The 22795-nt window shown below is 74.9% G+C and carries 13 protein-coding genes and 1 pseudogene; 5 read left to right on the top strand and 9 right to left on the bottom strand.

Translation table 11 applies throughout. The features are described from left to right. Positions 1–95 precede the first annotated feature (95 nt). The gene (locus AAFN69_RS11520) at positions 96–1007 is read left to right on the top strand and encodes an NmrA family NAD(P)-binding protein (RefSeq protein ID WP_347728293.1); all 912 of its coding nucleotides are present in this window, start codon (positions 96–98) and stop codon (positions 1005–1007) included. Positions 1008–1276: 269 nt separating this feature from the next. Here the strand turns inward: AAFN69_RS11520 and AAFN69_RS11515 are convergent, their stop codons facing one another. Both AAFN69_RS11515 and AAFN69_RS11510 read right to left on the bottom strand, forming a co-directional pair. After that, positions 1277–2884, bottom strand: coding sequence for an AMP-binding protein (locus tag AAFN69_RS11515; RefSeq protein WP_347728292.1), 1608 nt, complete (start codon positions 2882–2884; stop codon positions 1277–1279). Next, positions 2881–4557, bottom strand: a complete 1677-nt coding sequence (locus tag AAFN69_RS11510; protein WP_347728291.1) for an AMP-binding protein — start codon at positions 4555–4557, stop codon at positions 2881–2883. Before AAFN69_RS11510 ends, AAFN69_RS11515 begins: the two co-directional genes overlap by 4 nt. A 126-nt stretch (positions 4558–4683) precedes the next feature. On the opposite strand from AAFN69_RS11510, the gene AAFN69_RS11505 reads away from it, so the two are divergent. Further along, a complete protein-coding gene (locus tag AAFN69_RS11505) occupies positions 4684–5526 on the top strand; it encodes a LuxR C-terminal-related transcriptional regulator (RefSeq protein WP_347728290.1) in 843 nt (280 codons plus the stop codon). A 154-nt stretch (positions 5527–5680) separates the two neighbouring features. Beyond that, the gene (locus AAFN69_RS11500; RefSeq protein ID WP_347728289.1) at positions 5681–6112 is read left to right on the top strand and encodes an SAV_915 family protein; all 432 of its coding nucleotides are present in this window, start codon (positions 5681–5683) and stop codon (positions 6110–6112) included. Between the two features lie 24 nt (positions 6113–6136). Here the strand turns inward: AAFN69_RS11500 and AAFN69_RS11495 are convergent, their stop codons facing one another. From AAFN69_RS11495 to AAFN69_RS11485, 3 genes are all read right to left on the bottom strand, one after another. Next, complete coding sequence (locus tag AAFN69_RS11495; protein WP_347728288.1) at positions 6137–7288, bottom strand: winged helix DNA-binding domain-containing protein; 1152 nt, start codon at positions 7286–7288, stop codon at positions 6137–6139. A 722-nt stretch (positions 7289–8010) separates the two neighbouring features. Further along, positions 8011–9462, bottom strand: a complete 1452-nt coding sequence (locus AAFN69_RS11490) for a glycosyltransferase (protein WP_347728287.1) — start codon at positions 9460–9462, stop codon at positions 8011–8013. Between the two features lie 530 nt (positions 9463–9992). Continuing rightward, entirely contained in the window at positions 9993–11402 is a 1410-nt protein-coding gene (locus tag AAFN69_RS11485) for a phosphotransferase (protein ID WP_347728286.1), read from the bottom strand. 522 nt (positions 11403–11924) lie between these two features. Between AAFN69_RS11485 and AAFN69_RS11480 the strand changes: the two genes are divergently transcribed. Next, on the top strand, positions 11925–13283 hold the full coding sequence (locus AAFN69_RS11480) for a hypothetical protein (RefSeq protein ID WP_347728285.1): 1359 nt from the start codon (positions 11925–11927) through the stop codon (positions 13281–13283). A 1233-nt stretch (positions 13284–14516) separates the two neighbouring features. Further along, entirely contained in the window at positions 14517–15122 is a 606-nt protein-coding gene (locus tag AAFN69_RS11475) for a response regulator transcription factor (protein WP_347728284.1), read from the top strand. Between the two features lie 77 nt (positions 15123–15199). Here the strand turns inward: AAFN69_RS11475 and AAFN69_RS11470 are convergent, their stop codons facing one another. The 4 genes and pseudogenes from AAFN69_RS11470 to lanKC all read right to left on the bottom strand — a co-directional run. Further along, positions 15200–16933 (bottom strand): ABC transporter ATP-binding protein, encoded by a 1734-nt coding sequence (locus tag AAFN69_RS11470; protein WP_347728527.1) that lies wholly within the window; start codon positions 16931–16933, stop codon positions 15200–15202. A 572-nt stretch (positions 16934–17505) separates the two neighbouring features. After that, entirely contained in the window at positions 17506–19236 is a 1731-nt protein-coding gene (locus AAFN69_RS11465) for an ABC transporter ATP-binding protein (protein ID WP_347728526.1), read from the bottom strand. A 369-nt stretch (positions 19237–19605) separates the two neighbouring features. Then, the gene (locus AAFN69_RS11460; RefSeq protein WP_347728283.1) at positions 19606–19737 is read right to left on the bottom strand and encodes a SapB/AmfS family lanthipeptide; all 132 of its coding nucleotides are present in this window, start codon (positions 19735–19737) and stop codon (positions 19606–19608) included. A gap of 120 nt (positions 19738–19857) precedes the next feature. Further along, positions 19858–22428 (bottom strand): annotated as a pseudogene (gene lanKC, locus AAFN69_RS11455) (class III lanthionine synthetase LanKC); the annotation flags it as partial. Between the last annotated feature and the right edge of the window lie 367 nt (positions 22429–22795).

Here is a 22795-nt window from a genome sequence, read left to right as displayed (position 1 = left end):
ACCCCTTGTCCGTCGGACTCAACCGGGTGGAGCATTCCACATCACCCCGGGCCCAACCAGACCGAGCCCACCGACCATCCGGGGTGGAGGACGACATGACCACTGACCGAACGGTCGTCGTGACCGGTGCGACCGGCCGGCAGGGCGGCGCCACCGCCCGCCGGCTGCTGGCGGCAGGCAGGCCGGTGCGCGCGCTGGTACGGGACACGGCCGCGCCCGCCGCCGCAGCGCTTGAGCGCGCCGGGGCCGAGCTGGTGCGGGGCGACTTCGACGACCCGGCGAGTCTGCCGGCGGCGCTGGAGGGAGCGGCGGCACTCTTCGCCGTACCCCCGGTGGCGTTCGGGCCGGACGGTTTGGACACGGAGCGGGAACTCACCCGGGGACGGGCACTGGCCGATGCCGCGTCCGCCGCCGGAATCGGGCATGTCGTGTTCACGGGCGTCGCCTCCACACCGGGTCAACCGGGTGGCTCCGAGAGCAAGAGACGCATCGAGGAGCGTCTGCGCGAGCGGATCCGGTCGGTGACCGTGCTGCGCCCGGTGCGCTTCATGTCGAACTATCTCGGCTCGGCGCTCACCGGTCTCGACGGCATCGTCGACGGCGTGCACCGGCACATCTTCCCGGCGGACGAACCTGTCCAGATCATCGCGGTGGAGGACATCGCGGAGTTCGCCGCGCTCGCGCTCGACCGGTCGGACCTGTTCGCGGGGAGAAGTCTGGAGCTGGCCGGGGACGCCCTCACCCCGGCCGAGGCGGCTGCCGCGATCAGCGAGGCCACGGGTGTGCCGGTGCGCTATGAGCGGATCACCCGAGCCGGGGCCGCCGCGCTCCACCCCGAGATCGCCCGGGTCCGGGAGGACTGGGAGGCCGGATCCCGCTGGCATGCCGATATCGAGGTGCTGCGCGTCATCCACCCCGGGCTCCGTACCCTCGCGGACTGGCTCGCCGAATCCGGCACCGCCGCACTGCGCGAACGTCTCCGCGAATCCGGGCGCCGCACCGGCTGACGGCCCTGGCCCGGCCGGCCCGCGTGTACGGCGCGGATTCCGCCCTCGGCTGCCCCATCGCCCGGCGCTCCCGTTCTCCCGGGAGCGCCGGGCGATGGAAGCGGCCGGCGAGCGGGGAGCCGGCCGCGCGGCGCCGGGTGCCGCAGGCCTGCGGGCACGGCACGGGCTCCGGGCACAAGGAACAGCGGCCCGCCACCGGGCCCCGCGGCCGGGGGTGGGCCGGGGGCTCCGGGCCACCCCCGGCCGGGGGCCCGAAGTCCCCCGGCCGGTCAGCCCGTCGCCCCGTATCTCTCGCGCAGTTCCACCTTCCGCACCTTCCCGCTCACCGTCATCGGGAAGCCGTCCAGCACCCGCAGCCGGCGCGGGATCTTGTAGTGGGCGAGCCGGTCGCGGCAGAAGGCGGCGATGTCGTCCAGGGTCGGCGGGTCGGCGGGGTCGCGGGCGATGACGCAGGCCAGGATCTCCTCCCCGTAACGCTCGTCGGGGACTCCGACCACCTGGACATCGGAGACCTTGGGGTGGGTGTGGAGGAACTCCTCGATCTCACGGGGGTAGACATTCTCGCCACCCCTGATGATCATGTCTTTGATCCGGCCGACAATCTGGACATAGCCATCCTCGCGCATCAGTGCCAGATCGCCGGTGTGCATCCAGCGGCCGGGGTCGACCGCCTCGGCGGTGCGTTCCGGCTCGCCCCAGTAGCCGAGCATCACCCCGTATCCGCGGGTGCAGAGTTCACCGGCCCGGCCGCGCGGGAGGACCACGCCGGAGTCCGGGTCGACGACCTTCACCTCCACATGGGGCATCACCCGGCCCACCGTGCCGGTGCGGCGCTCCAGGTCGTCCTCGCGCCGGGTCTGGGTGGAGACCGGGGAGGTCTCCGTCATGCCGTAGCAGATCGACACCTCCGCCATGTGCATCTCGGTGACAACCCGTTTCATCACCTCCACCGGGCAGGGCGAGCCCGCCATGATGCCGGTGCGCAGCGAGGTCAGGTCGTACGAGGCGAAGTCCGGCAGCTCCAGTTCGGCGATGAACATCGTGGGCACCCCGTACAGCGAGGTGCACCGTTCGGCGGCGACCGCGCGCAGGGTGGCCGCCGGGTCGAAGGACGGTGCCGGGATCACCATGCAGGCGCCGTGCGAGGTGGCCGCGAGATTGCCCATCACCATGCCGAAGCAGTGGTAGAAGGGCACGGGTATGCATATCCGGTCGTGCTCGGTGTAGCCCAGTGTCCGGCCCACCGCGTAACCGTTGTTGAGGATGTTGTGGTGGGAGAGGGTGGCGCCCTTGGGGAAGCCGGTGGTGCCCGATGTGTACTGGATATTGATCGGGTCGTCACAGGTCAGAGCCGCTTCTCTGGCGGCCAGTTCGGCCGCGGTGACGGACTCGGCTGCGGTGTGCAGCACCTCCCAGCCCGGATCGCCGATGTAGTGGACCGAGCGGAGCCCCGGGCAGTCCGCCCGGACCTCCGCCACCAGGGCGCGGTAGTCGGCGGTCCTGTGCCCGGTGGAGGCGCAGAGCACCGAGACGCCGGCCTGATTGAGCACATAGGCCAGCTCGTGGGCGCGGTAGGCGGGGTTGATGTTGACCAGGATGGCGCCGATCCTGGCGGTGGCGTACTGCACCAGTACCCACTCCGCGCAGTTGACGGCCCAGATGCCGACCCGGTCGCCCCTGGCGACGCCGATGCCCATGAATCCGCGGGCCAGCCGGTCGACCTCGGCGCCGAACTCGGCATAGGTCCAGCGCGGGCCGCCGACGGCCACCAGGGCCTCGCGGCCGGGGTGTGCGGCTGTCGCGCGGTCCAGATTCCGTCCGATGGTGTCGCCGAGCAGCGGGGTGGTGCCGGTGCCATGGGCGTACGAGTCGGTCATCGGAAGTCTCCTTCGCCGTATTCACCGGCGGATCCGCCGGCCGTGCGCTCGCGCAGCTCGACCCGGCGGATCTTGCCGGAGACGGTTTTGGGCAGCTCCGCGAATTCCAGCCGGCGGATCCGCTTGTACGGGGCGAGCACGGACCGGGAGTGGTCGAAGAGGATCCTGGCCGTCTCGGGGCCCGGCTCCCAGCCGTCCGCCAGGGCGATGTACGCCTTGGGCACGGCGAGCCGCAGCGCGTCGGGGGCGGGGACCACGGCCGCCTCGGCGACCGCCGGGTGTTCCAGCAGGGCGCTCTCCAGCTCGAAGGGGGAGATCTTGTAGTCGGACGCCTTGAACACGTCGTCCGAGCGGCCGATGTAGGTGATGTAGCCGTCCGCGTCGCGGGAGCCGATGTCGCCGGTGCGGTACCAGCCGTCCGCCATCGCCTCCGCCGTGCGCCCGGGATCGCCGTGGTAGCCGGTCATCAGGCCGACCGGGCGGGCGCTGAGATCGAGGGCGATCTCCCCCTCGTCCCCGCCCGGTTCACCGCTGACGGGATCCAGCAGGGCGACCCGGTAGCCGGGGCTGGGGCGGCCCATCGACCCGGCCTTCACCAGCCGGCCGGGGGTGTTGGCGACCTGAACGGCGGTCTCCGTCTGGCCGAAACCGTCTCTCACGGTGACCCCCCACTCCCGGCGGACGGTCTCGATGACCTCGGGGTTGAGCGGTTCACCCGCGGCGACCACCTCGCGCGGCGGCAGGCGGAGCTGGGAGAGGTCCGACTGGATCAGCATCCGCCAGACGGTGGGCGGGGCACAGAAGGTGGTCACCCCCGCGCGGTCCATCTCCGCCATCAGCCGGGCCGCGTCGAACCGGCGGTAATGGTGGATGAAGACGGTCGCCTCGGCGTTCCAGGGGGCGAAGAGATTGGACCAGGCGTGCTTCGCCCAGCCGGGTGAGGAGATATTGAGGTGTACATCGCCGGGCTGGAGGCCGATCCAGTACATCGTGGCGAGATGACCGATGGGGTAAGAGGTGTGGGTGTGCTCGACAAGTTTGGGGCGATCGGTGGTTCCGGAGGTGAAGTAGAGCATCAGGGGGTCATCGGATCGGGTGATACCGCCGGGCCGGAAATCGGGGTCGGAACGTTCCGCCGCAGCGAACGGAAGCCACCCCTCCACCTCCTCGCCGACGGCGATCCGGGTGTAATCGCCGGGTACCCCGGTGAATTTTCCGGTGTCCGCCGAGCGCACCAGGACGTGTGAGACGCGGCCCCTCTCGACCCGGTCGCGCAGATCCGGCGGGCCCAGCAGCGGGGTCGCGGGGATCACCACGGCCCGCAGTTTCATCGCCGCGAGGGCGGTCTCCCAGAGTTCCCGCTGGTTACCGAGCATGACGAGCATCCGGTCCCCGGCCCGTACGCCCTGTTCGCGCAGCCAGTTGGCGAGCCGGTCGGAGCGGGTGGAAAGCTCCGCGAAGGAGAGCCGGACCTCCGATCCGTCCTCCTCCACAATGTGCAGAGCGGTGCGGTGGTTGCCGTCCGCGATGACATCGAACCAGTCCAGCGCCCAGTTGAACCGGTCGGGCCGGGGCCAGGCGAAACCGTCGTACGCACCCTGGTAATCCTCCCGGTGCCGCAGCAGGAAATCCCTGGCCGCCCGGAACTCCTCGGTCGTACCGCTCGACGCCATGCGCCCTCCTCAGTGCCTCGCCAGTCAGTAGCATCGTGTAATCAGTGACGTACGTCTCACCACCCCCGATCGGGGGGTGACCCCCCGGCGGGAGCACCGCGGCGGGAGAAGCGGAGGAGTGAAGCGGTGTCCGAGCCGGCCGAGGCGGTGGAGATGCGGGCTGCGCTGGTGCGGCTGCGCCGTGCGACGGGTATTCCGATCGCGTTCGGGGGAATGCTGCACGACGCCCAGCGGCTGCGTATCGCGCAGATCAGCGGAGCGCAGTCGAACGCCCTCCACGGACTGGCGATCTGTACGGGCAATGGCCTCGGCGGAAAGTCGATGGCGCTCTCCCGGCCGTGCGCGGTGACCGACTACCGCGAGGCCCGGCACATCAGTCATGAGTACGACGTACCGGTCATGGCGGAGGGGCTGCGCGCGGTCCTCGCGGTGCCGGTGGTGGTGCGGCGCAAGGTGCGGGGCGTGCTCTACGGGGCCCTGCGGCGACCGGTTCCGCTGGGGGACCGGACCTTCGACGCGGCGCTCGCGGCGGCGCGGGATCTGGAGCAGGCGCTGGTGGTCCGGGACGAGGTGCAGGGGCTGCTGGCCATCGCCCGGGAGCCGGTGGCCGGGCCCGGGGCGTGGGAGGAGGTGCGCGAGGTGCACGGCGCGCTGCGGGCGCTGGTGCCGCAGGTCTCCGATCCGCTGCTGCGGCAGCAGTTGCTGACGGTCTGCGGACGGCTGGCGGCGGCGGGCACCGAGTCGGCCGGCGGCTCCGGGCCGGATGCCCGGGCCGTGGCGCTGGCGCCGCGCGAGGTGGATGTACTGGCCTGTGTGGCGGCGGGGTCGACCAACGCGGTCGCGGCGGAGCGGCTGGGGCTGCGGCCGGAGACCGTGAAGGGGTATCTGCGGGACGCGATGCGGAAGCTGGGGGCGCACACCCGGCTGGAGGCCGTGGTGGCGGCGCGGCGGGCGGGGCTGCTGCCGTGAGGCCCCGGGCGGCCTCCGCCGCGACAGGGCGGCGTCAATAACCGGCCGCCCGCAGTCAGCGGCGCGTCAGGGGGGCGCCGGGCGGCGGGATCCGGGGCATAGCTTCGAGTGGCCGGCACCGAGACCGGCACCGCTCCCAGTGGAGGACACCACCATGAACACCCTCGCCCCCGAGGAAACGGACAGCGCGGACCCCGACGAACGCGGCCCGGCGGGCCCCCTTTACGTGCCGGTCCGGCTCGGGTCCGCCGGAGGGCATCAGCTCTGCTTCATGCGGACCCCGCTGGGGGTGCGCACCGCCGTGGGATTCACCACCCGGGGGCGGCTCGCCTCGGTGCTCGGCGCGCGGCAGCGGTGGATCCGGCTCGCCGAGCCGATGCTGCGGACCCTCGCCGAACCTCTCGGGGTGACGGCGGTGACGGTCGATCCGCGGTTCGCCGCCGCGCCGCCCGTCTCCGGCGGGGCGCGCGGCGGCCGGACGGGCGGCACGGCAGGGCCGCTGTGCGCGCGCCGTGCGCCGCTGGACGGCGACGGCGACGGCGCGTACACGGACACGCACACGGACGGTCTCCGCGTGCGGGCCTGATCCCCGGTCCGGGGCCGGTCGCGCTCACCGGGGCGGGGTGTCCGGGAGGCGGCCGAAGCGGATGTCGTACGAGCCGGCCGAGGACATCGCCGTGAGCATGCGTTCCCCTTCGTCCGCCACCGCGCTCCGCTCCGCCGCGGTCAGTTCGGCGAAGGGCTGCACGGTCAGCAGCGCGGTCCCCGCCGTCTCCTCGGTCAGCCGCCAGACGCCGGCGAGAAAGCCGTCGACGAGGAGTGTGGGGTGGGACTGGTTGCCCCGCCAGGTGAGGGCCCGGTACTCGTCACGCGGTACCACCCGGCCGCGATCCGCGTGGGAGAGCAGCACATTGTCGAACTCCGGCAGGAACCGCGGCGGCGCCGGGGTGTCCTGGTCGGGCCGGGGCGCGTCGGGGAGGTCGAAGAGCTCGGTGCCCTTCTCATCCCGGAAGAGGGCGAGCCGGGGCCGGAGCCGTTCGAAGACCTCGCGCATCCGGGTCAGTCCGGACCAGGTCTGCATGTCCTTCACCGAGGCGGGGCCGAAGGCGGCCAGATACCGCAGTACGGTGTCGTCGGCCCGGGCGGGGCCCTCCGCCGCGCGGCCGAACCAGTGCTCGGCCGTTGTGAGCACCACCTGGCCGCCGCTGCCCCAGAGCCCGCGCGGGGTGATCTGCACCAGCGGCAGTACGCAGCGGGCGGCGACAGAGAGAGCGCGGGGGTCGGCGTCCGGCCAGGGGACGAGCAGTGCCTCCCGGATCTCCTTCATGGTGCGCGGCCGTTCCTCCACCAGCTCACGGGTGAGCTCGCGGAGCCGGTCGGGATCGACTCCGGTGAGGCCGCGCCGGAACATCCTCAGCTCGCGGTCGGGGCCGCCGGACTGCATCAGCGCGCGGAGCGTGAGCGCGTCCTCCGCGGTGTGGGTGTGGATGGTGGAGCGCATGGTGACCAGCCGGGCGGCCTCCCGGGAGGCCATCAGGGCGGAGAGTTCGGCCGGGTCGAAGCCGTCGAGCCGGGCGGCGAGCGCGTAGTACGGCGGTTTGACGTTCTGCGCCTGAAGGCCGATCAGATGCCGGACGGCTCCGGCGACGGACATGGCGGACCGGGGTGCGCGGCTGAGCAGGAGCTGCCGTTCGAGGGTGGCCCGGTTGAGGGCGCGGGTGCCGAGTACGGGGTGCGCGGTTCTGGCCGCCTTGGTCGCCATGGATCACACGCTACTGAGACTTGCGGACAGTTTCTGTCCGCGAGGGGCGTGGAAGCGTTCCCCCTCACCTGTCCGATGGTGAGGGGGAACGTCTCTCCGTGGGGGGAGGTCGGTGCGCCGGGGAAGCCGGCGGGCCGCCGGACGGCGGTGGGGTCTTCGGCGCCGGGGGCGCGGGGCGGATATCGCGGGGTGATGGGCGGGGCGGAGTGTCCGGGCCGTCGCATGGCTGTCGCCGGCGCTCGCGCCGGCGGGCCGGACCCCGCGCTCGCACGATCATGAGTAGACACCTGTGCACGGGACGGGACAAGACCGATCGGTCACGTGCTGGGGAGTGTGGCCGAAAAGTCGAGACGCCGATGCGCCGGAGCCGGCCCCGGAGATCCGCGGCCGGTCGCCATGACACCACTCTGGCCTGCGCGGAAGCCGGGTGAGTGCCCCGGCAGGCGTCGGGGCACGGCCCGTCTCGGCCCGGCCGAATGGCCGGATTCTCGATGACGCGCCCGGAATCGGCCCGCCGGGCGGTGCGGTTCGGGAGAACGGCCGCGCTCCGGTGGGCGGCCTCCCGGGTGGGCAGCTCCCGGTGGGCGGCCTCCCTCCGGTGGACGGCCGGCTGCCGCTGGACGGCCTCCTTCCGCTGGACGGGCGGCTCCCGGTGAGCGGCCTCCCTCCGGTCAGCGGGCGGCTCCCGCCGAACGGCCGGCCCACTCAGCCGTTCGGCCCGGTCATCCCCCCGTACCGCCCGGCCGGCGGTTCCCGGCCGGTCCGGGCTCGAAGCCGTAACTCAGCGGCGGCAGCACAAGGGCGTCCAGCAGCCGGGGAAAGGCCCGGTGGTCGGCGAGGTCGCGGTGCGGGCGGCGGACCAGATCGCGCAGTGCCGCGGGGTCCGGCAGACCGGGGGTGTTCTCGATGGCCGTCAGCAGGACACGGTGGTCGAGCCGGGTGAAGTAGGCGGTGAAGAACGCCTCGGCCCGCTCCAGGGCTCTCGCCAGGGCCCGCTCGGGGCCGGCCGGCCAGGTCGCCGCTCTCGCCGCGGCCGGGGCGGGGATCGGCGGCGCGCCGGCCCGCGGAGCGACGGTGAGCCGGTCCCGTACCGCCGACGGCCCGGGCGCCGGACGGCGGACCGGGCTGCCCGTCAGCGTCCGGAGGAAGGTGCCCGTGGTGTACCGCTCCGGCTCGGCGAGTACGGCCGGGTCGAAGTCCCGGGCCAGCAGTTTCGCGGTGAGCGCGAGCTCGTCGACCCGGGCCATCGGTACCGCCCGGTCCATGGTGAAACGGCCGGCGGTGTCGAGCGCGGCCGGGACCAGATTCCGCGCGGGCAGCAGTTCGGCGGCCGGGCCGATGTCCGCGGCGAGTACGGGCACACCGTGCGCCAGGGCCTCGACCACCGCCCGGCCGAGGGATTCCCGGGAGGAGGTGCTCGGGAAGAGCAGCACGTCGATCTCGGCGAAGAACTCGGTGAGCCGGTCGCGTCCGAGCACCCCGGCCGGGCGGACGGCCGCCGGGTCGACCCCGGCCCCGGCCGCCTCCGCAGCTATCCGGCCGGGTTCCCAGCGCGGCCCGCCGGGCCCGCCGCCCGCGTACCGGAGTGTGGTGCGGCCACCGCTCTCCCGGTGGCAGCGGGCGAAGACGGAGAGCACCTGGTCGAAGTTCTCCGCCTCGTGGAGCGCGCCCAGATAGCCGATGCAGAGCGGCCGGTCCGGCGGGGGCACCCGCCGGGCGGGGCGGCGGGCCGGGAGGAGGTCGAGCATCGGGCGGGCGACGGCCGAGGTCTCCTCGGTCACGGAGGCGGGGAAGTGCCGCATGTAGAGCCGGCGGGCGTACTCGGTCGGGAAGAGCACCAGGTCACCGGGTTGGACCAGGGGGCCGCAGAGTTCCTCCTGGGCCCAGTGCCCGGACCAGAGGGCGGTGTTCACCTCGCGCACGATCCGGTAGCCGGCGCCGGCCCGGCGCCGCCACAGATGGTGGAGGTAGGCATACGGCCCGGCGCCCGCGTACACGGTGTCCCCCGGCCCGGCCCCGGCGACACCGGAGGGGCCCATGGCGAGGTCGTGCCAGACGACCGGCAGCCCCGATGCGGCCAGCAGGCCGGCCGCCTCCCGGTGCATCAGGGCCGGACCGTCGGCGCTGCCCCGGGCGGACGCGGTGCGGTGGTCATGCGCGTACAGACGCACCATCGGCCTCCTGCCCGGCTTCTCCCGGACAGGCGACCCGCCCGTTCTTCCGCAGGTGGCCCTCACCGGCGAACCGGGGGAGGACCTCCTTCGGTCGCGCCGGCCCGCGGAGCCGGCCGCCGGCGGTCCGGCGGGCCGCCGCAGCGACGGCTCCGGCCGGCTCGGCGGCGGCCGGCTCGGCGGCGGCCGGGCCGGGTGGTTCGGATGTCCCCGGGAGAGCGGCCGGTCCGGGCGGTGTGGACGGCGTGTGCCGGGCTGTGGGCCGTGGTGAGAAGGCCGTCTCACATGTGAACATGACTGACTCGTCTCCGTGGTGGGTGTGCGATGGCGGCTTGCCCTGGATTCAACCCGGGCCGGGGTGCCGGGACTGGATTCCGGCTGGATTCGGACTGGAGTCCGGCGGTCCCGGAGCTCCCGCTCCCCGGCTTCCCGGGACCGCCGGAACCTGTTTGCCGTGTTTCCGGTGGGTTCGGCGGGTCTGATGGGCCGTGTGCGAACGGAGAGGGATGAGGCACGGCGGAGGCGGCCCGGCGTCAGAGGGAGCGGTCCGCGGCGGCACCGAGGGCGCGGTGCACATCGGGCCCGCGGGCCGGGGAGAGCAGGGCGAGACGTTCCGGCGAGCGCGGTCCGGGACGGCCGCGTCCGAGAATGTCCCTGGCGATGTCCACCACGGCGGGCAGCGAGTGCGCCGGCAGTACGGGCATCAGCAGGGCCTCCTCGCCGGGACGGAGCTGTCCGGTCCGGTACGCCGCGCGCAGGAAGCCGGCCAGGGACCGGTGGCGTTCCGCGGGGTCGGCGGCGTATCCGGCGGCCTCCGCGAGCCGGGCGATGTCCAGCAGCCGGTCACCGGTGTGCAGTTCGTCGAAGCCGAGTACGGCGACGACGGTCCGCCGCCCGCCGGTGCCGGGAGCCGGAGCCGGCGGGGTGGGAGGCGGCACGGGATGAGCGGCGGCGGGCTGCCGGGGCGACCCGCGTCCGCGGCGGGCGCGGCGGGCGAGCCGGCTCCGGTCGTACGGGACCGGCGGGGGCGCGGCGGCCGGCCCGGGGACGGACGGGCCGGTCTCCAGGGTGCCGGAGGCGATGGTGCCCGTACTCCCGCCCGGGATGTACGGAGCGGCCCGGCCGGCCCCCGGTTCCGGGCCGGCGGCCGGAGCGAGCAGGAAGTGCCGGGCATGCAGATCGCTGTGGATCACGGACGGGTCGAGCAGGGCCGTACGGTTTCCGCGCAGCGTCTCGTGCGACAGGGGCCCTGCCGCGACCAGGGCGCGCAGGGCCGCCGCGGCCATCCGCGACCAGTCGTCGTCCGAGCTCTCCGCCGGCGGCGGCGGCCGGTGCCGCGCGTCGGTGAGGGCGGCCCGCCAGTTCTCCTCCTCCGGCGGCAGCGGCGGGTCGACCGAGGCGAGCCGGTCGCGCACCCCCGCGGGCAGGCTGTCCGGGGCATCGCGCAGCCGCAGTCCGCACGCGGCCACCGCCGCCGCCCGCGCGGGGTCGGCGGGGTCGGCGGGCTCTCCCCCGTACCAGGGACTCAGCTCGCAGAGCGCGCCGTCGCGCCGGACGGCGGTGGAGCCGTCGAGCGCGGGCAGTACGGCGGCGACCGGCACTCCGTGGCGCCGGCAGTGGGCGCCGATCTCCCCCCGGAGAAGGTGGAAGTACGGTGCGCGCAGGGACTCCTGGGACGGCCGCACCCTGAGGACCCGCGCCGTCCCGCCGTACTCCACCCGCCAGGACACCACGGCCCGGCCCGGCGGCGCGGCGCCGGGCGCCAGAAGGGCCGGACCGGTGCGGTCCGGCTCCATCCCCCAGCGCTCGGCGAGAACGGTGCGCGCCCAGGGCTCGCTTCCGGCCGGCGGGCGGTGGCCGTCCGCCCACCGCCCGGTACGGGAGCCGTCCGCGCCCGTACCCCCGAAGGGAACACCGGTCTCGTGCTGTGCGTCCTGGTGCATCGCATTCCCCGTCTGATTCCGGACAGACTGGCCCGGTCTCCTCACCGACTCAACGTCCCTGGTGACGGGGGGATTCAGTAGGGGCGCGCGGCCGGCGGCCACCAGCGGGGGCGGCGCGGACGGACCGGCGGGGCACCGCTCCGATCTCTGCGATCTCCCCGCTCTCTCCGCGAGGCGCACGCCGGGGCCGTGGTCATGGACGCGCGGGTCCCGGCCGGCGGCGCGGCGGAGGGCTCTGCCATCGGGGTCTGCCCCTTCGCGAGTACCCGGACGGACAATGACCGGCTCTCATCTGGTGGGCTGGCGCGGCTGCCGGGTATGCACATTCCACCGTCCCCGACCGGGGCCGGACAAGGGACCGGCGCCACGACTGTGAGGCACACCGTGCTAGTTCGTGCGGTTGTGAATCCGCACCGGTCCGATGTCTGCGAAGACGCTGATCCGTGCGCGCGCCGGCCTCGCCGGTTCAGCGGCGCGCCGGATCACCGGCGCGCGGACTGATGGACTCGTGGAGGAGAGATCGTGCCGCTCACGCCGAACTCCCGGCTCCGGCTGCTGCTCGCGGACGCGGGCTGGACCGGGACCCAGCTGGCGCAGGCGACCCGCCGGGTGGCCGGGGAGCACGGAAGGCAACTGGCCTGCGACCGCTCGTCGGTGTCGCGCTGGCTCGCCGGTGCCCAGCCCCGCCCGCCCGCGCCGGCGTATCTGCTGGAAGCGCTCTCCCGCAGGCTGGGCCGGCGGGTCACGGCACAGCAGGCCGGGCTGACCCGGGCACCGCTGCCCGCTCCGGCGCTCGACTGGGAGGGCGCCGCCCCGCTGACGGCGCTGACCCGGCTCACCGAGACCGAACTAGACCCCGCCAGAAGGGCGCTGCTCGGTGCGGAGCCCTTCAGTCCGCTGGCCTTCGCCGTACCGGAGCCGCTGCCCCGGCCGCGACCGCCCCGTACGGTCTCCGGCATGCCGGACGGTCCGGCGGAATCCGGCGACCGGCGGGCGGGTGAGCTGGACGCCGAGCGGATGGAGGCGATGGCCGGGGTATTCGCCGCGGCGGCCGATCGCTTCGGCGGCGGGCCGGTACGGGCCGCGCTGGCCGCGTATCTGGCCCGGGAGGTCACGGCCAGGCTCCACGCGCCCGCCCCGGAGCGGGTGCACGGGCGGCTGCTCGGCAAGACCGCGCAGCTGACCCTGCTCCTCGGCCGGATCTGCGCGGACGGCGGCGACGACGCGGTGGCCCAGCGCTATCACGGCATCGCCGTACGGCTGGCCGCCGACGCCGGGGACCACGCGACCATCGCGATAGCACTGCGGGCCATGGCCACCCACGCCCACGATCTGGGGCACACCGGTACCCGGGTGCTGCAACTCGCCGACCGGGCCTGCGATCACGCACGGTACGCGCCGCCCGTCGTCCAGACCTACGCCCAGGCACAGCTGGCGGTGACCCTGGCCCACCACGACCGGCGGGCGGCGCTCACCGCGCTGACACGGGCCGAGCGGCTGTACTCGGCGGCCGGCCCGGCCTCGGCCGGACCCTTCGGCACCTACTCGCTGGGCGCGCTCCACTACCAGCGGGCGCAGACCCTCGGGGCGCTCGGGGACCACGCGGGGAGCGTGGGCGCGCTGACCGCCTCCCTCCGGGCGCGCGGTCCCGGCGAGAGCCATGCCAGGGCGCTGACCCATGCCCGGCTCGCCGAGACCCGGCTGCGGCTCGGGCATCTCGACGCGGCCCTCCCCCACTGGCGGGCCTTCCTCGACGACTACGCGGCGCTCGACTCGGTCCGGGCCGCCCGGCGGCTGACCGCCATGCGCCGGGCCCTCCAGCCGCACCGTCACTATCCGGCGGCGGCTCCCCTGCTGATCCGGGCGGAGGCGGCCGGCTGAGCCCGGCCCCGGTGACACTTCGGCCGGCGGGCCGGCGGGGGCGGGCCTGGGACGGGCGGGCGGGGGTCCGGGGGGTCCTCGGGCGGTACGGGCTCCGGGCGCCGGGCGCACCGGTCGCACCGCACGGGGAAGACGAGCGCGTAGTGAAAGGGATCCTGCATGGACAGCAGAGTGCCGCGCGCCGGCCGCCCACCGCGAGACGCGCGGCCGGGGTGAGGGATCCCCGCGCACGCCCGGGTGACCGTGCCGGGGGGCCGGCCCATGCCGCACCCCCCGAGGGATCCCCGCGCACGCCCGGGTGACCGGCGGCCCCCCTCCGGGCGGCGGGCGGGAGCCGGCCGCGGCTCCGGTGCGGCGGCGGGCGGGGAACCCCGGCGCACACGCGGCGAGCGCCCCCGGACAACTGTCCGACAGACCGCCCGGGAACCAGCGCGGCGGTACCGCCGCGCTCCCGCGGCCATTCCCGTACGAGCGTTCCGTTGCCGGCGTCCTCCGTGCCGGGAAAGCGGTCCCCGGCTGTGCCGATCCGGGCCCGGTGGGGCGGCCGGGCCATTCCGCTCCGGCCTCCGGAACGGCTCCGGCGGCGCTCCCGGCGGGCCGATCGGACCTCCCACGGGCGCGACCGGCGTACGAGATGGCCTGAACTGAACATTGTCACAAGGGAGTTGGGGACTCCTCTTCCGCGTACCGGACATGCCCGCACCGGCCCGGCGGGGACCGGCCGGAGACCGCCGGTGCCGTACCGGACATCCGGTGAAGGCGCTGGACGGGGGAGGTCTCCCCGACGCGCCGGAGCGGACCGGCCGGCCGGGTCCGAGGCCGTGCGCCCCGCGCGCGGCCGGGTCGCCGGCGGCCCGCCCGGCGGCGGTTCGCGCGCCCTCCGGGAAGACCCGGCCACTGCCGGGTTTGGCCGGGAACATCCCGCCTGTATCGGCCATCCCGGGGAAGGAGTTCACCGGTCGGCGCGCCCGGGCGGTCCAGCGTGCCCGCGTCGGGCCGGCCCGCGATGGCTTGACGCGGGGTTCTCCATGGCCGTCAGGGGCGCACATTCTCCGGCTCCATGCGCTCTCACGCCCCTCTCGCGTCACTCGATCGCGGGTATTAGGCAGTTCGTCAGTGATACCCGGGGCGACTGCGGTGAACTGGTGACAGGTACACGCAGAACCCTCACGACGCACGGCCCATGGAGACAGCCCGTTGAGAAACCTTGTGGAGAAGGCTGAGGAGCAGACCATGACGACAGTTCTCTTGGTACATGCGGTGTCACTGTGGCGCGCCTCCCTGGCCTGCCTGCTCAGCAGGGACCAGGGGCTTCGCGTACAGACCACCGACAAGGGCGGGGTACGCGCGGCCATGCAGGAGTGTCCGGCCGACATACTTCTCACCGACCTCGACTGTCCGGACTCCGTGGAGGTCCTGACGCTGATGGAGTCGATGGCCGCGCCCGCCGACTGCGGCACATCGCTCGTCGTCCTCGCCCGCGGTGACCGGGCCGGGGATCTCCGCAGAGCCTCCGACGCGGGAGCCCGGGGATACATCGACAAATTCGGCCCCGTGGACAATGTCTGCGAAGTGGTGCGGAAGGTGGCGGACGGGGGCCGGCACATCGATCAGTCACTCGCCTTCGGTCTCTTACAGGCGAGCGAGGTTCCGCTGTCGCCGCGTGAATTACGGGTACTGGCGCTGGCGGCGGAGGGCGAGTCGGTGTCGTCGATAGCCAATGTGCTGCATCTGGCGAGCGGCACGGTGCGGAACTATCTGGCGGCGGCGATACGAAAGACCGGCGGCAGGAACCGGATGGACGCGATACGGCTGTCGAAGGAGTTCGGCTGGCTGTGAGCCGCCGCGCGGCACCCTCCGGGTGAGCGCGCCCGCGGCCGGGGCGCGCGGCGGAGGGCGGGCGGCCCCGGCCGGAGTCAGGGGGACGGCGGGGCGGCCGGGGACGCGGGCGACCAGTGGCCGGTCAGATCCCGGTAGAGCGCGGATTCGGCGAGCAGTTCGGCCGGGGTGCCGTACGCGGTCCGGGTGCCGTCCATCACCAGGACCCGCCCGGCGCGAGCCGCCGACGACAGCCGGTGGGCGATGACCACGAGCGTCCCGGCGCGGCCGGCCAGCGCGGCCTCGGCGCGCGCCTCCGCCCGCGGGTCCAGATGGCTGGTCGCCTCGTCCAGGATGAGCAGCGGCGCGGGGGTGAGATGAGCCCGTCCCAGGGCGATCAGCTGCCGGTCGCCCGGTGAGAGCCGGGCCGGGTCGAGCGGGGCGTCCAGCCCGCCGAGCCGCGCCAGCAGCGGTTCGAGACCGATCGCCGCCACGGTCTCCGCCATCTCCGGCTCCCCCGCGCCGGGCCGGAGATAGCGGAGGTTGTCGCGGAGCGTCCCGGTGAAGACATACGCCTGCTGGGGCAGCAGGGTGCGCACGGAGGTGGGTTCGAGCCCCGCCGCCGGGCGGCCCAGCCATCGCACCTCGCCGCCGGTGGGCGGTACGACGCCGGCGAGCACGGCGGCGAGGGTGGACTTCCCGCTGCCGCTCGGACCGACGACGGCGAGATGGTCACCGGGGCGCAGCAGCAGATCGAGCCGGTCGAGCACCGGACGGGCGGCCGGCCCGTACGCGAAGGTGACGGAGCGCAGTTCGGCGGTGGGCGGCGGCGCGGTGCTCCCGGCGGCCGGCTTCCGGTACGCCGGCGGCGCCGCCCGGTCCTCCGGGCCGGGCGGCAGGGGCGCCGGGCCGGTGAAGCGGTCGAGCACGACGATCAGCCGGCCCCCGGCGGTGCCGAGCATCGTCAGCAGGGAGTGCAGGGCGGGGGCCAGCGCCTGGGTCAGATAGACGAACGCCCCCATCAGCGCGCCGCTGGTGAGCCCGTGCCGCATCAGCCAGGGCGCGGCGAGGAGCAGCAGCAGCGGGGGGAGCCGGCCGCAGACGGCGAGGGCGATGATCCGCACCGCGGCCCAGCGGGCCAGTGAGCGCGCGGCGGCGGCCTGGGCTCCGGCGAGCCGCTCCGCCTCCGTCACGGTGCGGCCGGCGGCCCCGGCGGCGGCGATGTCCCGGAGCGCGCCGGCGGTCCGCCCCGCGTGGGCGGCGAAGTCCTCGTCCGCCCCGAGATAGGCGCGCTGACGGGCCGCCATCGGAATGAGGGTGGCGAGGAAGAGCCCGAACCCGAGCAGCAGGGGGGGCAGGACGACGAGCAGCAGCCGAGGCGAGAGCGCCGCCATCCCGGCGAGCGCGCCGGCCGCGGTGAAGACGAACGAGCGGAGGGAGAGCACGAGGCCGGCCCAGCCGTCGCGGGCGATCTCGCTCTGGTGGGTGACCTGGGAGACGGAGCGGGTGCCGGCGGCGGTGGGCGCGGTCAGCGCCGTGCCGATGGCCCTGGCGGCGGCGCGGCGCACCAGGCCGTCCCGGAGGGGTTCGACCAGGTCCGCCAGGCGGGCGAAGACACCGCGGGTGGCGAGCGCGGCGGGGAGGGTGACAACGGCGGCGACGGCCAGCCACAGCAGTCCGGTGCGGGGGGATCCGGCGAGAAACCCGGCGTCGAGGGCGCGGGCGATGGCGTATCCGCCGAGGAAGGTCTGCGCGAACTCCACCAGCGACCAGCCGCCCAGCCGCACGATCACCCCGGTGCGGGCCCGGAGATACGGCTTGCCCTCACGCAGGACCCGGCCGAACGAACCGGCCCCGGGGCGGCCGGGGGCGGCGGATCGCTTGCCGGCGGGGCGGGTCCTCGCCGCCGCCGGGGCGCCGTTCCCAGGCCATGCGCGGACCGCGCCCGCCGCCGGGCCCCGGCCCGGCGCGGGGGCGGCGGGCCGGCCGCCCGGCCCGGCGAATGCCGTCGCGGGGCCCGTGGCCGGACCGTCCGCGTCCCCGGCCGGGGCGACGGTGTCCGCCTGTGGGCGGAGCTCGGCGCCGTACGCGGGTACGGACACACCCGGCGCGGCGGTGCCGGCCTCGGCACTCCGCGCGGAGCCGGGACCGGGACCGGGACCGGACGGCGGGCGCGCGGGGGCCGGCGGGCGGGCGGGCGGTACGGGACCGTCCGCCGGCACCGGGGCGTCCATGGTCACGGGACCGTCCGCCGGCACCGGGGCGGCGCCGGGTGGCACGGTCGTGGTGTCCGGGCCGGGCCCGGGAGTCGCCGCCTCCGCCGCCCCCGCCGTGCCGCGGGAAGCGGCGGAGCCGAGACGCGGAACCGGTTCGCCGGTGGGGGGTGTGCCCCGGCGGGCAGGGGTCATCGGGGGGCCGCTCCGTCCTGTCGTGGCCGCCCGGGGGCCTTCGTGGCCGTGCCCGGCGGGTCGTCGGGGCCCGTGTGGAAGACCGCGCGGTACTCCGGGTCCGACCAGAGCGCGGAGTGCGGTCCGACCGCGCGGAGTTCGCCGTTCTCCAGCCAGGCGACCCGGTCGGCATCGGCCGCCGACGAGACGCGGTGGGCGACCACGATTCTGGTGCAGCTCCCCGCGCGGGCCGCCAGTGCGCGCTGCACCCGGCGTTCGGTGACGGTGTCCAGGCTGGAGGTCGCGTCGTCGAGGATCAGCAGCCGCCCGGCACGGGCGAACGCGCGGGCCAGGCCGAGCCGCTGGCATTCGCCGCCGGAGAGCGGGGCGCGGTCCAGCGGGGTCCGGTAGCCGTCCGGGAGCAGGCCGATGAATCCGTCGGCGGACGCCGCACGGGCCGCCGCGCGGATGGTCTCGTCCGCCGGCCGGTCGGCGCCGAAGCCGATGGTGTCCGCGACGGTGTCGCCGAGCAGCGCGGGCCGGGCGAAGGCGTACCCGACCTCGTCCCGCAGATGCTCCGGGTCGACGCCGTCCAGCGGGATGCCGTCCAGGGTGACCGATCCGGTGTCGGGGTCGGTGAGCCGGCCCGCCACGGCCGCCAGCAGGGACTTCCCGGAGCCCGAGCGGCCGACGACGGCGAGTGAGGTGCCGCCGGGGACCCTGAGGGTCAGCCCGCGCAGCAGCCGCTGCCCGTCCCGCACCACACCGACGTCGTGGAGCTCCAGGGTGCCCGGGCCGCCGGGCGGCAGGGTGCCGGAGCGGTGGGGCACGGGCTCCAGGGCCAGCAGCGGATCCAGCCGGCGGGCGGCGCTGCGGCCCCGGGCGATCGAGCCGAAGGCGCCGGTCAGCGCGCCCAGTCCGACGGCGAGTACGGCGTAGCGGGAGACGGCGAGGAGATCACCGACGCTGATGGCGCCCGCCGAGAGCCGCAGCCCGCCCACGGCCAGGACGAGGACGGTGAGCAGCGGCAGCAGTACCGCGCTGCCTCCGGTGGCCCGGCCGTGAATGTCCCAGGTGCGGCGGCCGTGCGTGGCGAGGGCGGCGAGCGGTGCGGTGATGCGGGCGTGCTCGCGCCGGGCGGTGTGGGCGGCGCGCACGGTGGCGATCCCGTCCAGCACCTCGGTGAGCCGGGTGGCGATCAGGGCCTGTTCGCGCTGGTAGTCGGCGGCGGCGTCGGCGGTGCGGCGGATGAGGGTGGTCAGCAGGACGATGAACGCGGGCGCGCCGATGAGCAGGGCGGCACCGGTCCAGGGGTCGATGAGGAAGAGCGCGGCGATCCCGCCGAGCGGGAGCAGCACCACGGCGGCGGCGGAGGCGGCGGTCACGGGGACGGCGGCGGCCTCGGCGGCGTTCGAGGTGAGCCGGGTGGTGAGGTCGCCCGGGGCGACGGTCCCGCCGCGGCGCGGTTCGGCACGCACCAGGCTGCTCGTGACCCTGGTCCGCAGCCTGGCGGTGAGGGCGGCCGTGGTGGTGCCGCCGAGGACGGCGACGGCCGCGTCCAGCAGGACTTCGACGGCGGTCAGTGCCGCGCACAGCGCGAGACCCCGCCAGGGGACGGCCCGCCGGGTGATCAGATCGTCGACGGTGAGGCCGAGGGCGAAGGGGAGTGCCAGGGCGGCCAGTGCCGCGCCGGTGGAGCAGATGACGAGCGCCGCGAGGGAGAGCCGTCCGGTGCCCGGTTCCCTGATGGCGGCCTGTGGAGCGGGGGCGCCGGCTGCCGCCGGGAGGGCCCCGGCCGCCGGGGGGCTGCTCGTCACGGTGTGGTGGTCCTTCCGGTCTCGGCCGGCCGGCGGATCGCGCACCCGGCCCGCCTGTTCACGGCCATTGGGCCGGGAAGGCGCCGACCGTGCGCTCGGCCGGTCCGTCCGCGCGGTCCACCCGTGTGCGAGCGCCGCCGGGGCGCGTCCACCCCGTACGCGGGCACGGCCGCCCCCTGCGAGAGGCCGCCCGCGCCCGCGCGGGTTCATGGGCACCGGCCGGCCCCGGGAGTGGGCCGGGGCCGACCGGCGCGCCGGGTGGCGGGCGGGGATGTCACCCGCCCGCGCCCCGGCGTGGTGTCACGGGGTGCAGAGAACGACGCTCAGGGAGCTGTACTCACACACGAGCAGGCTCACCTGGCTTCCGGTCTCCACATCGCCGAACGCCTCGTCCGCCGGGGTCTCCAGGGCCTGAAGGTCGAGAAGCGCCATGATGATTTCCTTTCGTGGGGACAGTGGTGCGATTCATTGGTGCACGGCCCCTGGCTGGGGCCGGGTCTCGGTCCGCCGGTTCGGCGGGAGGAAGGGCAGGGACACCCCGGGGGTGTGCACGCTGCCGAGGGCGAGCAGACAGCCGGCGGTGCCGGTGGCCAGGTCCATGGACCGGCGCATCATCTGCTCTCCGGGGAAGGCCAGTTCGCCCGCGTACGGCATGGCGGAACGGCCGAGGAGTTCGGTGTGCCGGCCGATGTACCGCCGACGGTCGGCGGGGTCGCCGAAGGGTGAGCGGGCGAGCTGGAGAATCAGCCCGGCCACGCCGCGGAAGAGTCCGGGCTGGATGTAGAAGGCGGAGCGGAGGCCGGGTTCGATGGCCTCGCGTGCGGAGTGGAGCGACTCGTCGGCGCGGTGGGCCAGGAACTCGTCCAGGACCAGGGCCACTCCGGCACTGCCCGCGCCCAGGTACGGCATGGCGCGTTTGCCCTCGATGACGAGGAGGGCGCCGTCGTTTCCGGTGCGGCATCGGGCCAGGTCCCGGCGGAGCGCGCCGGCGGCCAGATCGAGGAAGGCCGGGTTTCCGGTGGCCTCGTACCGCCGGACGAACAGGAGCGCGACGCCGGTCGCGCCGTGCAGCAGCCCGGTGCGGGCGGTCGGCGGGCCGGTGTTCAGGGCGCGGACCGCGAGGTCGGTGCAGTGGTCGGCGGCCCGCCGGAGCGCGCCGGCGTCGGCGCCGTCCGCGTCGGCGGCGAGATCGCCGAGGGCGAGTGCGATCCCCGCGTATCCGCTGTGCAGATCCGCCGTCATGCCCTCGATGGGCTCCCGGATGATCAGCTGGGCGAGTTCGGCGGCCTGTCCGGAGTGGCCCAGGCGGTTGAGGGTCCAGGCGATGCCGGCGAGTCCGTCGTAGAAGCCGAGCGGGGTGCCCGAGGCGGGCTGCTTGGCCCGGGCCAGGAGCCATTCGGCGGCCTCGGGGCAGGGGGGTGCGCCGGTTTCCCGGAGTGCGTAGAGGACTCCGGCGGCGCCGTGGGCGAGGGACTGGCCGCCGGCCGGGGAGGCGAATTGGGCGATGTCGCCCGGAAAACATCGGTCCTCGCGGTCGGGTGTGAAGGAGGCGAGGATGGCGCGGGCCATGGAGTCCCGGCTGAGCGGCCAGTCACCGGGCTCGGGGGCCGCCATGCCGGTGGGATCACCGGGTGTCCGGGGGGATCCGTCGCGCTGGGCGGGTATCCGGGTACCGCCGGACGCCGGGGCCGCGTCGCCGGTGTCCCGCAGGATCTCCGCCACGGCCGGGCGGAGTTCGTCCGCCGTGACCGGGAAGATCCGGGTGATGTCGCGGGCGAGCCGGTGCACCCGCCGCCGGTCGATGGTGAAGAGCGTGGTGAGCGGGAGCAGCAGGGCCAGGCGCAGACAGGCCAGGGCGTACCGGTCGATGTCCGTGCCGCGCCGGTCGGGCGGGGCGACGAAGGCGGGGTTGGCCACGATCTGCCGGTGTCCGTCCGCCGCCGCGGAGGCGGCCTCGAAGTCCAGCAGCACGACCCGTGACTCGTCCTCGGCGACCATGACATTGCTCATGTGCAGATCGCTGATGACGACGCCCCGGGAGTGCACCTCGTGCACGGCGCTCTCCACCAGGGTGTACATCCGGCGGGCCCACTCGGCGTGTTCGGCGAGCTGCCCGGCCGACGGCTCCGTGCGGGAGAGCGGGAAGCGGCGGGCGAAGACGGTGTTGAGGGTGGTCCCGGGCACATGCTCCAGGGCCAGGAAGTGGTGGTCGCCGACCTGGAAGCTCTCCAGCACCCGGGGGACACAGGGGAGTCCGGACAGCTTCTCCAGCGCGTTCCGCTCGCGTTCCAGCCGGGCGACCGCGTCGGCTCCGTCGGCGGCCAGTCCGGCGTACGGGCGGGCCTCCTTCAGCACGACGGTCTCGCCGCCGCGGGTGTCCCGGGCCTTGTAGACGCCGCCGCCGTTGGAGAAGTGCAGGGCGCCGAGGATGTCGTACGGCATCCCCTGCATCCCCACGGCCGCTCGGGCCTCCAGATGCGGGCCGAGGAAGTCCGGGGGTGTCACCCACTCGGGGATCTTCAGCGAGGGACCGCGCGGATCGGGTACGAGAGTCCCGGCGGGGTCGGCGATGGCGGGCACCAGCCGGCCGTCCGCGCCCCGGCAGAACCGCCCGGCGAAGGCGCCGTAGCGCACATGCACCGGGGTGTCGCCGCAGCGCAGATCGCTGAGGATGTACGGTCCCGGCTCGCCCTCCAGAAGGGCCATCAGATCCGTGGTGATCCCGGGGAAGCGGTCCTCGGACGGCGGATAGACGGTGATGAACTTGCCGCTGCCCGCCCGGTCCGCGTATTTGGCGTTCCGCAGCAGCAGCAGCGCCGGGCCGGGAATGAACTTGAAGGGCAGACGCCGCGTCACGCAGTACTCGGCGACCCGCTGAAGGATCGTTTCCGCGTTGCCGAGGGCGGCCGACACATGGATCTTCCACCCCTGCGGCGGGACCCGGAGCCCGGTGGGGCTGTACGAGAACCAGTCACCGCGCCGGGTGGTCTCCCAGCCCTCCGGGGCCTCGGCGCGGGCCAGGGGGTAGAGCGACTCCCCGGCGCCGGCACCGCGGGAAGAGCGGTGCGGCGCGTCGTAGAAATCACGGTCCGCCTGGCAGTACGCGGCGTACTCGGGATTCACTCGCCCTCCCTCGCTCGATTCCGGTGTGGTGCGACGTGACAGAAGCTGTCACACCGGCTCGAAGGCGTGACAGTCCTCGCTGTCACCACTCGGGCGTGCGGTGCGGAGTGCGAATCGCATGGAGGGTGTGGGTCACGCCCATGCGTTTGTCCTGGACTCTTTCATCTTCGGCGGCGGGGCGGCGGGGTGGGCACGCGTGCGGAACGCATCCGGCGGGGTGGGCACGCGTGCCGAACGCATCCGGCGGGAGGCGGGGGCGCGGGGCCGGGTGCGGTTGGCGAGAAGCGGATGCGCGGGGCCGGGTGCGGTTGGCGGGAGGCGGTACGGGTCCCCCCGTACGCCCGCCGCACCGGCCGGCCGCCGTACG

The organism is Streptomyces sp. CAU 1734, from assembly GCF_039888735.1.
GTDB lineage: Bacteria > Actinomycetota > Actinomycetes > Streptomycetales > Streptomycetaceae > Streptomyces.
This window is presented reverse-complemented; position numbering and strand designations above follow the sequence as displayed.

Bases quoted from the DNA above. Each gene is read 5' to 3' on its own strand.
- AAFN69_RS11495 (WP_347728288.1), bottom strand. From the start codon at position 7,288: ATGGCGACCAAGGCGGCCAGAACCGCGCACCCCGTACTCGGCACCCGC.
- AAFN69_RS11515 (WP_347728292.1), bottom strand. From the start codon at position 2,884: ATGACCGACTCGTACGCCCATGGCACCGGCACCACCCCGCTGCTCGGC.
- AAFN69_RS11500 (WP_347728289.1), top strand. From the start codon at position 5,681: ATGAACACCCTCGCCCCCGAGGAAACGGACAGCGCGGACCCCGACGAA.
- AAFN69_RS11485 (WP_347728286.1), bottom strand. From the start codon at position 11,402: ATGCACCAGGACGCACAGCACGAGACCGGTGTTCCCTTCGGGGGTACG.
- AAFN69_RS11510 (WP_347728291.1), bottom strand. From the start codon at position 4,557: ATGGCGTCGAGCGGTACGACCGAGGAGTTCCGGGCGGCCAGGGATTTC.
- AAFN69_RS11520 (WP_347728293.1), top strand. From the start codon at position 96: ATGACCACTGACCGAACGGTCGTCGTGACCGGTGCGACCGGCCGGCAG.
- AAFN69_RS11490 (WP_347728287.1), bottom strand. From the start codon at position 9,462: ATGGTGCGTCTGTACGCGCATGACCACCGCACCGCGTCCGCCCGGGGC.
- AAFN69_RS11460 (WP_347728283.1), bottom strand. From the start codon at position 19,737: ATGGCGCTTCTCGACCTTCAGGCCCTGGAGACCCCGGCGGACGAGGCG.
- AAFN69_RS11475 (WP_347728284.1), top strand. From the start codon at position 14,517: ATGACGACAGTTCTCTTGGTACATGCGGTGTCACTGTGGCGCGCCTCC.